This is a genomic window from Clostridium sp. (assembly GCF_047777555.1).
In the GTDB taxonomy this organism is placed as follows: Bacteria; Bacillota; Clostridia; order Clostridiales; family Clostridiaceae; genus Clostridium_H.
In genome coordinates, this window is the sequence record NZ_JBKEEV010000012.1 from 26,083 (window position 1) to 41,211 (window position 15,129).

Here is a 15,129-nt window from a genome sequence, read left to right on the forward strand (position 1 = left end):
TTATAAGTCTATTCATACCGTAACATATACTTATTTTTTCACTAAATACAGCTTTTATCCTTATATTAAACTTTAAACTTGTTCTATTATTCTATAAGTTCATTATGTTTAAATGTTCCTTCAAGCTCTAACTCTCCACTAGCATTATAATACTTTCCTTTTCCATTTGCATTTCCGTTTTCAAGTTCGCCCTCATAATTTATCTTTCCGTCCTCATAGTATATGATACCTTTTCCATGATATAATCCGTCTTTCCATTCACCATCATAATTTAATTTTCCATTTTCATAATAAGATTTACCCTTTCCATTAGGCTTTCCATCCTTAACTTCACCATCATAGTAGAGCTTCCCATTTTCTAAGTATATCTTACCTTTTCCATTAGGCTTTCCGTTTTTCATTTCTCCCTCATAGTTCACCTTATTATTGTCATAATATATTTTTCCATAGGTTGTTTTGTTATTTCCTATGATATGGTTATTTTTGCTAACAAAAATAACTACAGCAATCAACATACATAAAGCACCTAATATTATTAATATTTTACTTTTCATGATTCTCTGTTTCACTCCCCATTAGAAAACCTAAGTTATTCAAAAACCTCATGCAAATGCATGGGGTTTTTGAACAATTTAAGTCCACTAATTTTAATGAATCTTAATTTAACTTAATTTATTTTTTAACGTGTTTTCATCTTTAAATATATAATCAATAATACCTCCACCTAAGCATTCTTCTCCATCATAAAAGACCACAGCCTGCCCTGGAGTTACAGCTTTTTGAGGTTCATCGAAAACTACTGTACATTTATCCTTATCATTTACTATAACTGTTACTCCTTGATCCTTTTGTCTATATCTAAACTTTGCACTGCATTTGAAAGTCCTAGGTTTATCTTTTTCGCTTACCCAATGAACTTGTGAAGCCTCCAAGCCGTAAGAATAAAGTGCTGGATGTTTTTCGCCTTGTACTACATAAAGAATATTTTTCTCCAAATCCTTATCCGCAACAAACCAAGGCTCTCCTGTACCTATACCTCCAATTCCTAGTCCTCTTCGCTGTCCCAAAGTATAGTACATAAGTCCATCATGTTTTCCTATAACTTTTCCATCCAAAGTTCTTATTTCACCTTGTTTAGCCGGTAAATAATGACTCAAAAATTCATTAAAATTTCTCTCTCCTATAAAGCAAATACCTGTACTATCCTTCTTTTTAGCGGTTTCAAGTCCAGCTCTTTCAGCTATTTGTCTTACTTCCTTTTTGTTTATGTTACCTATTGGAAACATAGTTTTAGAAAGCTCTTTTTGTCCGAGCATACACAAAAAGTAAGTTTGGTCCTTTCCTTTGTCAACTCCTTTTATCAATTTATATTCTCCATCTTTATAGTCCACTTGTGCATAGTGACCTGTGGCTATATAATCTGCTCCAGCTTTTAGTGCATAATCTAAAAATGCCTTGAACTTTATTTCCTTGTTGCACATTACATCTGGGTTTGGAGTTCTTCCTCTCTTATATTCATCTAAAAAGTAGGTGAAAACTCTGTCCCAGTATTCTTTTGTAAAGTTTACACTGTAATAAGGAATTCCTATTTGGTTACATACCATAACCACGTCTTCATAGTCCTCTGTAGCTGTGCAATTTCCATCTTCATCTTCTTCGTCCCAATTCTTCATGAATACTCCTATAACATTGTAACCCTGCTCTTTAAGTAAGAGTGCAGTTACTGATGAATCTACTCCACCTGACATTCCAACAATTACTTTTATATCCTTTGGTTCTTTGATCATGTATATCAACAGCCTTTCTTACGCAAACTTTATTCTTATTTAACTTTATTCTTATTTATAAGTTACTAATCTATTATAATACTATTTTTCTAATACAATCAATTTCTAATATACCCATTCTCAGTAAAATTTAAAAGACCAGCAAGTCACTGGTCCTATATTGCTATAACTAATCTTTCGTGTAAAATGTACTTCTTGTAATCTATTTCCAGCCTAATCTATAAATGATATTCCTTCTGTAAGGCAAATTAGGATGAATTTCTTCTAATCTATGAATATCATAAAAATCTTCCTTAACATAATTTTCAATGTCACTAGTGCCGCCTGGATTAAATATTATAATATCTACTCCCATGGAATTCATGAACATAAGCGTAACGGCATCAGCAAAGGTAAGATTTCTTCTTTTATTACTATTATAAATGATAATTTTAGGGACCTTTAATGGATAATCAAAATTTTGCAGAAGATTTAAAAGCTCCTCGTCTAGATTGGTCAGTACTGCAAAGATAGATATTTTCATCAACTTTTCATCTCTTGATCCTTTATTGTCTATTAAATTAAAAAAGAACTCAATTATTCTATTAATTAAAGAGAGTCTTAAGTTCACCTTATAAGTTTTATACTTCCAAAAAGAAGATATTTTGCAAAACTCTATGATTTTATCTGCCATAGATTCTTGAAGAGCTGAATTAAGCCTTTTGTATCTCCAATACTCTGATGTTAATAACTTTTCTTTATCAATTTCTCCATTTTCTTTTAGCATCTTTGAATAAATCTTATTAACGTCTTTAGGAAGTCTTTGTTTATACAAAGGAAACTTTTTAAAAAATAATGTATTTTCTTCGTTTATTAAAGCAGATATTTGCTCTCTATATAATTTTATATCACGATGAACTCCACTTACCTTTGCAAATATATTAGGTATAACTACATCTCTTCCCTTTGCTTGCCATCCAGGCCTTATCATTGCCTCTTGTTTTCCCCATAAAATTACTTCATCATAGGTTGTCTTTAACGTATCTGAATGGACTTTATGATTTGCAAATTGCCACGGAAGATAACACCCTGTTGATTCATTATGCAGCGTCTCCATTAGTTCTTCACTTATCTTAAAAGCTTCAGTTTCTGTCCTTTTTATCTCTTGAGTTTCTTCTTTATTAAAGTTGGACATTAAATTATCATCCGCCTTTCTAATTATTGCTTAAGCACTATATATACAAAGTTTAATAATCCCTTATACTAGTTTATTCATATTCGTGATAAACTTAACTAATATTACTTTACAATAATATTAGAAAACCAGCAAGATATTTTGCTGGTTTATTTTAAAATGTAAGCTTCTTCTACTGTTGTAACGTAGTGGTCTAGTCCTTGTCTTACCATAGCTACAATAGCAGGGGAACCTTCTTTATTTATATATGTTCTATATGCCTGCAATTCATCACTATCTAAGGACTCATCTCTAGATACTATTACTTCTGTCTCTCCATTATATTGGTAACCATCATAAGCTGCAATTAATTTTTCTTTCAGCTTATCTTCTGGACAATCTATTTCATTTATAACAGCTCTTACATCTTCAATCTTTATCATCAAAATTCCTCTTTTCCTTATTATTTTTTGCCATTGGTTTTGTTTACCATTTTATTTTTTGTTTTTTACTTTTTATAGTATTTGTTGATTTGATTTTTTTATGAACAAGCAGAATAGGACAACACACAGTTTTTAATTATAAAAATTTGTATCCTGTCCCTGTTCTGCAATTTTTACCTTTCAATACTTTAATATCAGAGTATTATTAAGTTATATTTGAGTTATTATAAAATTGAATAGTAATTGAAATTTTGTTTACATGTTTGAACCTAAGGACTGAAAAGGGAAGTTGGTGTTAAATATGAGCAAACAAATAGAAGAATTGGACTTGGTTATTATAGGTTCTGGTCCAGCTGGATTGACTGCTTCCATATATGCAACAAGAGCAAAGTTAAACAGCATAGTATTAGAAAATGAAGTTATCGGCGGTCAAATTATTGGAACTTATACTATAGAAAATTTTCCAGGATTTACCACAATAGGAGGAGCAGAACTAGCTGAAAAAATGCGTGACCATGCAGTAAAGCTTGGAGGAAAAATAGAAGAATTTGATCCTATTATATCTGTTAAGCTTTCTGATGATGAAAAAGTAATAGAAACCGAAAATAAGATATATAAGCCTAAAGCAGTTATAATTGCCACAGGTTCTGAGCCTAGAAAACTTCCTATTCCAGAAGAAGAAAAGTTTCACGGCAATGGAATTCACTATTGTGAACTATGCGATGCAGCAATGTATGAAGGAAAAGATGTTGTAGCTGTTGGAGGTGGAAATTCAGCTCTCGAAGGAATAATATTTTTAGCTAAATATGCTAAAAGTATTACAGTGGTTCATCAATTTGATTATTTTCAAGGAAACAAAACCAATCAAGATGCAGTATTAAACAATCCAAAAGTAAAGATTATATGGAACAGCGAAGTTCGCCATGCTATAGGAGAAAATAAATTAGAATCTGTATCTATAGAAAATATACAAACCAAGGAAATGTCTGAAATAAAAACAGATGGGGTCTTTGTGTTTATAGGCAGGATACCTGCAACTGATTTGTTTAAAGATGCTATATCTTTGAATGAGTGGGGATATATATTAACTGATGAAAAAATGAGAACTAATATAAAAGGTGTATATGCTGCTGGAGATGTAAGAGATAAGATGTTTAGGCAAATAACTACAGCCACAGCAGATGGTACAATTGCAGCTCTAATGGCTGAAAGATTTATTACAAAAAAGGAGGATTAATTATGATAAAGATATATTCAACTCCAACATGTCCATGGTGTAAGAAGGCAAAATCTTATCTAGAATCTAAAAATATACCTTTTGAAGATATAAATGTTGCCAGTGATTTAAAAGGAAGAGAAGAAATGTTTAAACTCTCTGGTCAGTCTGGAGTACCAGTCCTTGATATCTGCGGAAATGTAGTCCTTGGTTTTGACAAGAATGCTATAGATGAGGCTCTTACAACTTGCAAACATTAAATTTATAAGCCTTAGATAATAACAAATTTAGAATAAAATATCAAAAATAATTTAAGCAGTGGATATATTTAAAAAATAAAAATCCACTGCTTATAATTTAATTATTTTTCATTAAAATTTTGTTATTCCGTCCTTTGTTACAATGCCCTTTATTAATTTTTTAGGTTCTACCTTCTCATCTACTATAGTGTAAGCTTTTAATAATATCTCTTCAGATAATTTTCTTTTTTTATCGTCATTAGCATATATAGTTGCTATAGCTTCACCCTTCTTCACAAAATCTCCAATCTTTTTATGGATGACAACTCCTACACCTAAATCTATTTTACTTTCCTTAGTTTCGCGGCCAGCACCTAGCACAAGAGCAGCTATTCCTACATCATCTGCTTTTATGCTCTTTACATATCCATCTTTAGGAGCAGCAACTGTCTTTATTATGCTTGCACCTGGTAATAAGGATGGATCATCCACAGCTGCTGCATTTCCTCCTTGAGCTTCAACTAATTCTTTTAATTTTGCAAGACCTTTTCCTGATTTTATAATGTCCTTAAGAATTTCTCTTGCCTCATCAGGATTTTTTGCTTTTTCGCCTAAAACAAGCATATAAGATCCCAAAGTTAGGCAAAGCTCAGTAAGATCTTCTGGACCTTCTCCTTTTAATGTATCAATAGCTTCTTTGACTTCTAAAGCATTACCTACAGCAAACCCAAGCGGCTGATCCATATCAGTTACTACACCAATTGTATTTCTACCTACATGTGTTCCTATATCAACCATTTCTTTTGCAAGTTCAAAAGAATCATCCTCAGTTTTCATAAAGGCACCGCTTCCAGTCTTTACATCAAGCACAATAGCATCTGCACCAGAGGCTATTTTCTTGCTCATAATACTTCCAGCAATCAATGACATATTATCTACTGTTGCTGTAACATCACGTAGAGCATAAAGCTTTTTATCAGCTGGAGCAAGGTTTGCTGTCTGTCCTCCTATAGCAATATTCCTCTCATTTACATTTTTTACAAACTTCTCAATTGGCATTTCTACAGAAAAGCCTTCAAATGATTCAAGTTTATCAATGGTTCCGCCAGTATGACCAAGTCCTCTTCCTGACATCTTAGCTACGGGAACACCAGCTGCTGCAACCATAGGTCCAAGTATTAAAGTTGTTGTATCACCAACTCCACCTGTACTGTGTTTATCAACCTTTATTCCTTTAATTGTTGATAAGTCTACAGTCTCACCACTGTTTACCATAGCTTTTGTTAAGTCAGCAGTTTCTCTTTTATTCATCTTTTGAAAATATATAGCCATCATAAGAGCTGACACTTGATAGTCTGGTATTGTACCTTTTGTATATCCTTCTATAAAGAAGTTTATTTCTTCTGTTGTAAGCTCCCCACCATTTCTTTTTTTCATAATTATGTCATACATTCTCACAGCGGCTTACCCCCTATATTTTAAATTTCTTTTATAACTTTTTTCATGAGCTTGGTAAATTTTTCTTTAACTCTTGCTGAAGTCTCCATAACTTCTCTGTGATTTAAAGGTTGCTCTAAAATTCCTGCAGCCATATTTGTCATACATGAAACTCCTACTACTTTTATTCCGCTATGAACTGCTATTATTACTTCAGGTACTGTTGACATACCTACTGCATCTCCTCCTAAAACACGCACCATTCTAATCTCAGCAGGTGTTTCATAAGTTGGACCGCTCATAGCAGCATAAACTCCTTCTTTAAGTTCTACATTTATAGATTTTGCTATTTCCTTTACTCTATCTCTTAGCTCTTTGTCATATGCATTTGACATATCTGGAAAACGGGTACCAAACTCATCTAAATTTCTACCTATTAAAGGGTTATTCCCTATCAAATTCAAGTGATCTTTTATAAGCATTAAATCTCCAGGATTATAGCTTGTATTTACAGCTCCTGCTGCATTTGTAACTATAAGTTTTTCTACTCCTAGAAGCTTCATAACCCTTACTGGGAAAGTTACCTCTTCCATTTTGTATCCTTCATAGTAATGGAAACGTCCCTGCATTGCTACAACTTTTTTACCTTCTAAAGTACCTATAACTAACCTTCCTGCGTGTCCTTGAACAGTTGAAACTGGAAAATGAGGAATATCACTATAATCAAAGTATTCCGCATTTTCTATTTCATCTGCCAAATCTCCAAGTCCTGAACCTAATATTAGAGCTATTTCTGGTCTCGTTTCAGTCTTGTTTAATATATAATCAGCTGCTTCTTTTATCTTATCTTGTAACTCCATTTTGTAATCCCCCTTCATTAGATACTAGTCATTAAGGATTTCCTTAAGGAAGCTTTCTCCATAGCTTATCTTTTCAACATTGAATATTTCTGCTACAGTCTGACCCATATCTGCAAAACTATTTCTTGTTCCTAAGTTTACATTTTCTTTAAGTGGCTTTCCATAAGCTAGGAATGGAACATACTCTCTTGTATGATCTGTTCCTGGGGTTGTAGGGTCACAGCCGTGATCTGCAGTGATAAACAATATATCTGTATCTTTCATTGCAGATAGTATTTCTGGAAGTCTTGCATCAAAATCTTCTAAACCTTTTCCATATGCTTTAACATCATTACGATGTCCCCATTTCATATCAAAATCTACAAGGTTAGTAAAGATAAGTCCTTTTTTATCTTCTTTCATATAATCTAATGTTTTATCTACTCCATCCATGTTATCTTTGGTATGAACAGCTTCTGTAATTCCTTTTCCAGAGAATATATCTTCTATCTTTCCTACAGCCATAACATTTAAATTGCTGCTCTTTAAATTATCTAGAACTGTATTATATGGTGGAACTAAAGAAAAATCTCTTCTATTTGGAGTTCTTGTGAAGTTTCCCTTTTCTCCTATAAATGGTCTTGCAATAACACGTGCTACAGCATGTTCTCCCACTAGAATATTTCTAGCCTTTTCACATATGCTATAAAGTTCTTTTAATGGAACAACATCTTCATGAGCAGCAATTTGGAATACACTATCAGCTGAAGTATATACAATAAGATCTCCTGTTTTTATATGTTCTTCTCCAAGTTCCTCTATTATAACTGTTCCTGAAGCTGGCTTATTTCCTATTACCTTTCTTCCAACTGCCTTTTCAAAAGTATCAATTATTTCTTTTGGAAATCCATTAGGATATGTTGGGAATGCCTGCTCAGAATATATACCTACCATTTCCCAATGACCGGTAGTAGTATCTTTTCCATTAGACATTTCTCCAAAACGTCCATAACATCCAGTTGGTCTATCTGTCTTGTTAACTCCAACTATACCATCTATGTTTCCAAGGCCTAATCTCTCCATATTAGGAATATTTAATCCTCCTAAAGCCTTTGAAATATTTCCAATAGTATTAGCTCCAACATCACCGTACTTTTCTGCATCGGGTAATGCTCCCATGCCTACGCTGTCAAGCACTATCCATATGACTCTATCTATCATTTTATGCAACACCTCCTAATTTATAATTAATCAAGCTTTTTAACTAATAACTTAGTCCTTTCACTTGCTATTTTAATATCCTTTTTCTATGCCTTTTCACCTTTAACTATTGCAATAGATGCACTGGCACCAATTCTGCTTGCTCCAGCCTTTATAACTGCTTCTGCATCTTCTGTAGTTCTTATTCCACCTGATGCCTTAACTCCCATATCAGTGCCTACTGTTTCTCTCATTAGTTTTACATCTTCTGCATTTGCTCCACCAGTTGAGAACCCAGTTGATGTTTTAACAAAATCTGCTCCTGCTTCCTTTGATAATTCACAAGCCTTTACTTTTTCCTCTTTAGTTAATAAACAAGTTTCAATAATAACCTTTACTAAAGCCTTTCCTTTTGCAGCTTCAACTACTGCCTTTATATCATCTTTGACAACATCATATTTTTTATCTTTTAATGCACCAACATTTATAACCATATCTACTTCTTGTGCACCATTTTCAACAGCTTGCTTTGCCTCAAAAGCCTTTACTTCCTTTGTTGTAGCTCCTAGTGGAAATCCTACAACTACACAAGTTTTTATATCTGTCCCTCTTAACTGCTCACTTACTAGCTTAGCATAATATGCATTTACACATACTGAAGCAAAGTTGTATTCCTTAGCTTCTTCACAAACCTTTATGATTTGGCTTTCTGTTGCCTCTGGTTTTAATAATGTGTGATCAATATATTTTGCTAATGTCATGTTTATCTTCTCCTTATTTATAATAAATTTATTTTCTACAACTTCATTAACTTTTATTAGTGGAAGATGGTTTTTTCTCTGAGCCATTCAATATAAGCTCTGTTGAAAGAATTATGGTTTTTGTCTCACCATTATCTTCATTGTTTAAAATGCTTAAAAGTAGTTCCATGCCTCTTTTACCCATTTCTTTATTAGGACCATTAATATAGCTAATATTCAGCCCTGCAATATTTAATATTTCAACATTATCGAATCCAATGACAGCCATATCTTCAGGAATTCTAACATTTTCCTCCATAAGAGCTTGAACACATCCTAAAGTCATCATATTGCTGCTAACAAAAATAGCCGTTGGCCTGTCTTTCATTTTCAATATCTTTTTTGTGATATTATATCCTCCACTTTGCTTATAATCCCCAATAAAAATGTATTTATCTTCTACAGGTATATTATTTGCAGCTAAAGCTTTCTTATATCCTAAAAGTCTATCTTGTGATGGTCTACTGTTCATGTGTCCAGTTATTATTGCTATCTTTCTATGTCCATTTTTTATAAGTGCCTCTGTACCATCAAAAGCACCTTTAATATTATCAGCAAATACTCCACTAAAATTAGAATACCTAACGTGACCATCTACAAGTACTACAGGTATACCTATGTTTTTAAGCGCGTTTAAATATTCACTATTAGCTTTACCTTCTGCTAAGCTTGGAGTTATTATAACTCCTTGAATCCTTTGCTCTTTTAGAGCCTTAAGGGCTTTTGATTCCTTTTGTATGCTTTCGTCTGTATCACATAGAATTATATTTAATTCATGTTTATCTGCAACCTCACTTATTCCTTTTATAACTTCTCCAAAGAAAGGATTGTTTATATCAGGAACTACTACCCCTATAGTATTTGTCCTATTAGTTGATAAACTTCTTGCTATAGCGCTTGGAGTATAATCTAAGCGTTCAATTACCTTCAAAACTTTTTTTCTAGTTTCTTCTTTCACATATCCTGAGTTGTTCAGCACTCTAGATACTGTAGCTTGAGATACCCCAGCTTCCCTAGCAATATCACTTATAGTAACAGCCACTTTAATTCCTCCTAACCAGTTAAGTAACCGCTTTCATATATATGTAAATTAATAACTTTATAATTTTAACGAAATTTCCGAGGAAATTTCTATATTCTATATATTAAGCCATATTGTCTAGACTATTTATAATTTCAATTTATTGCCATTATCTAATTGTATATGTATTGAATTTACAACGCCTGTGTTATCGGTTTCATTTTTACTATATATTATTACCAAAAAATTTTCAATAGTTATTTATAACTTTATTTTAAACTTTATATAAGTAGAATTGTTATTTAAGGCTATTTTATTTAATTTTCATGAATTTCTGAATTTTTATTATTCATAAAAATTAAAATTAAATCAGTAAGCTTTTCTGAAGCAAGACCTAAAAAAGAACCGCATATCATAGAAATAGCAGTTATTTTAAAATTCATACCTGAAGCAATTAGTGCAGACCATCCTATAAATCCTGCTAGTATAAAAGATATTAATCCTATTTTTGATTGAAGGCATATAGCTGCTGTACCTAATCCATTTCCTAAAGTAAATGCATTTATTTCTCCTATATATGGTTTTAACATGATAGATAGATTTCCAGATAACATTCCCCAAAATATGCCAGATAAATTGGCTATGAGTGCTTTCTTTACTCCTTCTATTTCTCCACCTGCTGCAAAAAAACTAGACCATGCTAGGAATCCTGCAACAGTGCTTAATCCTAGTAAATAACTTCCGAATGTCCAAATAACTGCAATAACAGTACTGCTAACAGCAACAGCAATTATCTTTCTCATAATTTATCCTCCTCGCTTGTATAAATATAGTCTTCGACAAAAAATAATCCCTATGCATATTCTTAAATTAGAAATACACAGGGATAAATTTAACAGCAATAAAATAATTAACTTGTTAGGATATAATTAATATAAGTTATTTCTTCGAATAAATCAATAAAAACTTTTTCCCTAAGTAGACAGAGCATGGCAAAGACTTTTTAATGAAGCTGTTTATTTCTCAATTATTCATAATGAAAACTTTATTTTCGGATTAATTTGGTACAATTTCCGTCAATTTTATATAGATACACTGTATAACTTTTTGTTAGAATAAAACATGAAATTGATAAAAATATGCCGAATCTCTATTATGAGTACGGGGGACCTTTTTTAGGGGTGAATCTCATTTTTGAGTAGGGTGACCTCAACCCGAACCCGTCAACTAACCTCGGAGGCACTAGGAGGTATGTAATATGTTAAAATCAAAAAAGATAAAAACGCTTTTGCTAACGTTTTCAATGTCCTTATTATTAGTTAATCCAGTACAAGCTGCTACTTACAAGGTTATACCTAACGACTCTTTATTTAAACTTAGTTTGCTATTTAACACATCTGTTAATCAATTAAAGAAAGATAATAATTTAAAGAGTGACACAATATATTCTGGACAAACATTGAATGTTCCAGCGCCTTACTATACAGTAAAGTCTGGAGATTGTTTAAGTACAATCGCAAAAAAACACGGAATATCTCTTTATTCTTTAAGAAGAGCAAATCATAAATGGACAAGCACTATTTATCCAGGACAAAAGCTTATGATACCTGGAGGCAAAACAACAACTGCACAAACTACTTCTGCTAAAAAGAGCGTAATTCCTTATACTTCTGCTGATTTAGATCTTTTAGCAAGATTGGTAAGATCTGAAGCTGAGAACCAACCTTATAAAGCAAAAGTTGCAGTTGCTGCTGTAGTGGTAAACAGAGTTCAGAGCAAAGAATTTCCTAACGATATAAAGTCAGTAATTTATCAAAAAATTAACGGTTATTATCAATTCACTCCAGTTAAAAATGGCTCTATTAATAAACCTGCAAGAGAAGAAGATAAAAAAGCTGCATTAGAAGCCCTTAATGGAAGTGACCCATCAAATGGTGCATTATTCTACTTTGATGACAGCGCTACAAATAAGTGGCTCTGGTCTAAACCTATTTTAGCTCGTTATGACAAAATGGTGTTTGCTCAATAACTCAATAATCACCCTTTAAAAACATTAATCGCTAGTATCTGATCCATAGTCATTATCTATTTGTTTGAATCATATCTTAATGGCTAGGATTTTAGAGCTAGCGATTTCTTTTTTCAATTGGGATATTTCATAGAAAATAATGAAAGACTAAATACAAATAGGGATATGTAAAAATTTTATAAGAAGGTGATCTTTATGATGGTGATTTATCATGATGTGGGAGGCTCTCATTCTAGTGCTACTGCTGCTAATATTCATGTAAATAAATTGCCTATAGATAGAATACCTGATAAAAGTGAATTGCTTTCCTTGCCTACCTTCGATAAAATAACAAAGAAAGATGTAGGACATCTTATATACATTGGAGATGATGAGTTTGGTTCTAAGGTTTATACTATCAGCGTTCAATATAAGGCAAATTTAGTTGTGCCTGCTCTTAGAGATATGTATAGTGAAATTATTGGTAACAGCAATGATTTATACTTAGTCAGCACACAGCCTGCAGTGAATATTTGGATGAAAATAGGCGGGCTTAGCTCACGAAGACTCCATTTAGTTAAGTTCGGCCGTCCTATTGTAACATATGGAACTTTAAAAACTTACCAGAATCTTATAAACATAGTGAAAGAAGTTAAATTTGATATTAAAAATGGTATTAACCCTTCTCTCAATAATCATTAAAAATCTAGCATGTTTTATTCCAATTTAAATGGCTATCAGCATTTTGCTAATAGCCATTTAAAAATTACATTAATATTTTAATTCTATACCTTGATTTTTAGTAACATTCAAATTTATTATTTCTTCTTGGAAAGCCTTTAATAAAGCTTTTTCTAAAACCTTTTCTTCGTCAAAATTTTGTATATCTCTACAAACCGCAAAAACTTTCTTTGTATCTCCTTTTATGTTTCTATAAGTTAATGTTACATTAGGTTTGTCGTACTCTACTCCAAGCACTTTTACTCCTAAGCTTAATTTTGAATAATTATCCTTATTCAACTTTAATTCTGTCATTTCTTTAAGTTTTCTTATATCGTCGTCTTCATTTTCTATTATGATTAATTCGTCTCCTACTTTATATTTACCCATATAATTCTCCTCCTTATAATTTTTAACTAATTATATATCTCTCTGTTAAAGATTATATACTTTTTACTAAAATGCGTCAAATGAATATGCTACACTAATTGCTTAAAATGGACTATTATATAAACCACTACAGAATATTAGTATTCTACCTTATTTTTATATTATTGTAAAGTATAATTATTAAAGCCTGTAAAAAACTACATTTTGTTCTTACAGGCTTTAATTTGCTTTACACTTATATATTAATTCCATAAAATATCTCTGTCATTTCTTGTTCTAATTGTTTAATGATATCTTCTTTTTCTTCTTTTGTTAGATTCTCTTCTTTAATTTCAAATAAATAGTTATTTAAGTCTAAATCCTTTACTTTCATCTTAGTGTGAAATAGATTGCTCTGTATAATGTTCATATCTATTAAATTATACTTTTTTAAAGTTTCATTATCTATGAAGTCTTGTATAGAACTAATCTTATGATCTATAAAATGCTTATATCCATCTACATCCCTTGTAAAGCCTCTAACCCTATAATCTATAGTTATTATATCAGAGTCGAAACTTCCAATTAAATAATTTAAAGCCTTTATAGGAGAAATTTCTCCACAAGTTGCAACATCTATGTCCACTCTAAAAGTAGCTATATTATTTTGCGGATGACTTTCTGGATAAGTATGGACCGTAACATGACTTTTATCCAGATGCCCTACTATATTTTCACGAGTTGGAGTTAAAATTCCTCTATTGCAAGATGGATCAAGAACATATAAAGGAACTTCTTCTTCAGAAATCAATAAAGTTACGCTAGCACCTTGGGGATCGTAATCTTGCTTAGCTATATTCAGCACATTAGCCCCTATTATATTGGTAACATCTGTTAAAATTTTTGTAAGTCTTTCGGAATTATATTGCTCATCTATATATTCTATATATTTTTTCCTATCTTCTTCCGTTTTAGTATAACAGATGTCATAAATATTAAAACTCAAGGATTTTGTAAGATTATTAAAACCATATAATTTCATTTTCTTTCCACCAACTTCTGCCAACTTTACTCCCCTTTTCCAATATATTTTTTTATTTTTTCTTCACAATATAATTAGCTATAAAATAATATAATACATTTTTTTGTCTATGTCCAATGTAATCTTTGGATTTTTATTAGTATTTTCATTAGTGTGAAAAACATAAGTATAAATCTTATTTTTCGCTTATTTATTTATCTAGCTTGCACATAATAATTATGATTATTTCTTAATATTTTAAAATTGTACAAAAGAGAGGTGACCCTAAGTTATGGTGAAAATTTTAAGAAATACCCTAGTTTGTTTGCTTATCATAAGCAATGTATGGACTACTGTTATAGGTGGCAGCAGGCCTTATTATTCAAATAATACTGCGCCTGTCTCAACCTCTGAATTAAGTACTAAAGAATACAACTGGTATTTTAAGCACATTAAAAATGGTGAACCGCCTCAGGCTCCACCAGAAACTGCACACTTTATTTCAAAGTATGATACTTATTATTTAGGTGATACATCAAAGAAAGAATTATATTTAACCTTTGATGAAGGTTATGAAAATGGCTATACTGCTCCTATTTTAGATGTTTTAAAAAAACACAATGTAAAGGCAGCATTCTTTGTTGTAAAACCTTATATTGATTCTAATCCAGACCTTGTCAAAAGGATGGTAGATGAAGGGCATTTAGTCTGCAATCACAGCAACCATCACCCTTCTATGGCATCCATAACAGATCAAGATAAATTTAATAAAGAATTATCTGATGTAGAGGAAGCTTTTGAAGCTTTAACCAACAAAAATATGCCTAAATATTTTAGACCTCCTATGGGTAAATACAGTGAACGCTCATTGCAGTA

General features: G+C 31.7%; 17 protein-coding genes and 1 riboswitch. Of the genes, 5 read left to right on the plus strand and 12 right to left on the minus strand.

Annotation, left to right across the window (positions count from 1 at the left end; translation table 11 throughout):
- Positions 1-86: 86 nt before the first annotated feature.
- From ACFWTK_RS12545 to ACFWTK_RS12560, 4 genes are all read right to left on the minus strand, one after another.
- Positions 87-554, minus strand: coding sequence for a hypothetical protein (locus tag ACFWTK_RS12545; protein WP_106023917.1), 468 nt, complete (start codon positions 552-554; stop codon positions 87-89).
- Between the two features lie 108 nt (positions 555-662).
- Positions 663-1,787, minus strand: coding sequence for a tRNA 2-thiouridine(34) synthase MnmA (gene mnmA, locus ACFWTK_RS12550; RefSeq protein ID WP_415876308.1), 1,125 nt, complete (start codon positions 1,785-1,787; stop codon positions 663-665).
- A 202-nt stretch (positions 1,788-1,989) separates the two neighbouring features.
- Positions 1,990-2,961, minus strand: a complete 972-nt coding sequence (locus ACFWTK_RS12555) for a YceG family protein (protein ID WP_415876309.1) — start codon at positions 2,959-2,961, stop codon at positions 1,990-1,992.
- A 149-nt stretch (positions 2,962-3,110) separates the two neighbouring features.
- Positions 3,111-3,383 carry a hypothetical protein gene (locus ACFWTK_RS12560; RefSeq protein WP_415876310.1) on the minus strand — a complete coding sequence of 91 codons (273 nt, stop codon included), beginning with the start codon at positions 3,381-3,383 and terminating at the stop codon, positions 3,111-3,113.
- Between the two features lie 301 nt (positions 3,384-3,684).
- Here ACFWTK_RS12560 and trxB point away from each other — a divergent pair, with 301 nt between their 5' ends.
- Both trxB and ACFWTK_RS12570 read left to right on the plus strand, forming a co-directional pair.
- Positions 3,685-4,620, plus strand: coding sequence for a thioredoxin-disulfide reductase (gene trxB, locus ACFWTK_RS12565; protein ID WP_415876311.1), 936 nt, complete (start codon positions 3,685-3,687; stop codon positions 4,618-4,620).
- Positions 4,621-4,622: 2 nt separating this feature from the next.
- Complete coding sequence (locus ACFWTK_RS12570; protein WP_415876312.1) at positions 4,623-4,859, plus strand: glutaredoxin family protein; 237 nt, start codon at positions 4,623-4,625, stop codon at positions 4,857-4,859.
- Positions 4,860-4,970: 111 nt separating this feature from the next.
- On the opposite strand, the gene ACFWTK_RS12575 is transcribed toward ACFWTK_RS12570, so the two are convergent.
- From ACFWTK_RS12575 to ACFWTK_RS12600, 6 genes are all read right to left on the minus strand, one after another.
- Complete coding sequence (locus tag ACFWTK_RS12575) at positions 4,971-6,296, minus strand: pyrimidine-nucleoside phosphorylase (protein WP_415876313.1); 1,326 nt, start codon at positions 6,294-6,296, stop codon at positions 4,971-4,973.
- Positions 6,297-6,316: 20 nt separating this feature from the next.
- Positions 6,317-7,135, minus strand: a complete 819-nt coding sequence (locus ACFWTK_RS12580) for a purine-nucleoside phosphorylase (protein ID WP_415876314.1) — start codon at positions 7,133-7,135, stop codon at positions 6,317-6,319.
- A 24-nt stretch (positions 7,136-7,159) separates the two neighbouring features.
- Positions 7,160-8,335 carry a phosphopentomutase gene (locus ACFWTK_RS12585; RefSeq protein WP_415876315.1) on the minus strand — a complete coding sequence of 392 codons (1,176 nt, stop codon included), beginning with the start codon at positions 8,333-8,335 and terminating at the stop codon, positions 7,160-7,162.
- An 86-nt stretch (positions 8,336-8,421) separates the two neighbouring features.
- Positions 8,422-9,075 (minus strand): deoxyribose-phosphate aldolase, encoded by a 654-nt coding sequence (deoC, locus tag ACFWTK_RS12590; RefSeq protein WP_415876324.1) that lies wholly within the window; start codon positions 9,073-9,075, stop codon positions 8,422-8,424.
- Between the two features lie 46 nt (positions 9,076-9,121).
- Positions 9,122-10,156: a LacI family DNA-binding transcriptional regulator gene (locus ACFWTK_RS12595; protein WP_415876316.1), complete on the minus strand. Its 1,035-nt coding sequence runs from the start codon at positions 10,154-10,156 to the stop codon at positions 9,122-9,124.
- 296 nt (positions 10,157-10,452) lie between these two features.
- Positions 10,453-10,938, minus strand: a complete 486-nt coding sequence (locus ACFWTK_RS12600; protein WP_415876317.1) for a DUF1097 domain-containing protein — start codon at positions 10,936-10,938, stop codon at positions 10,453-10,455.
- Positions 10,939-11,265: 327 nt separating this feature from the next.
- Positions 11,266-11,392, plus strand: a riboswitch (cyclic di-AMP (ydaO/yuaA leader).
- A 1-nt stretch (position 11,393) separates the two neighbouring features.
- On the opposite strand from ACFWTK_RS12600, the gene ACFWTK_RS12605 reads away from it, so the two are divergent.
- Together ACFWTK_RS12605 and ACFWTK_RS12610 are read left to right on the plus strand one after the other, a co-directional pair.
- On the plus strand, positions 11,394-12,164 hold the full coding sequence (locus ACFWTK_RS12605; RefSeq protein ID WP_415876318.1) for a cell wall hydrolase: 771 nt from the start codon (positions 11,394-11,396) through the stop codon (positions 12,162-12,164).
- A gap of 195 nt (positions 12,165-12,359) precedes the next feature.
- Positions 12,360-12,845 (plus strand): DUF3189 family protein, encoded by a 486-nt coding sequence (locus ACFWTK_RS12610; protein ID WP_415876319.1) that lies wholly within the window; start codon positions 12,360-12,362, stop codon positions 12,843-12,845.
- Positions 12,846-12,914: 69 nt separating this feature from the next.
- On the opposite strand, the gene ACFWTK_RS12615 is transcribed toward ACFWTK_RS12610, so the two are convergent.
- Together ACFWTK_RS12615 and speD are read right to left on the minus strand one after the other, a co-directional pair.
- Positions 12,915-13,253 carry a hypothetical protein gene (locus ACFWTK_RS12615; RefSeq protein WP_415876320.1) on the minus strand — a complete coding sequence of 113 codons (339 nt, stop codon included), beginning with the start codon at positions 13,251-13,253 and terminating at the stop codon, positions 12,915-12,917.
- 235 nt (positions 13,254-13,488) lie between these two features.
- Positions 13,489-14,274: an adenosylmethionine decarboxylase gene (speD, locus tag ACFWTK_RS12620; RefSeq protein ID WP_415876325.1), complete on the minus strand. Its 786-nt coding sequence runs from the start codon at positions 14,272-14,274 to the stop codon at positions 13,489-13,491.
- 271 nt (positions 14,275-14,545) lie between these two features.
- Between speD and ACFWTK_RS12625 the strand changes: the two genes are divergently transcribed.
- Positions 14,546-15,129: polysaccharide deacetylase family protein (locus ACFWTK_RS12625; protein WP_415876321.1), on the plus strand; the 584-nt coding region annotated here is incomplete at its 3' end.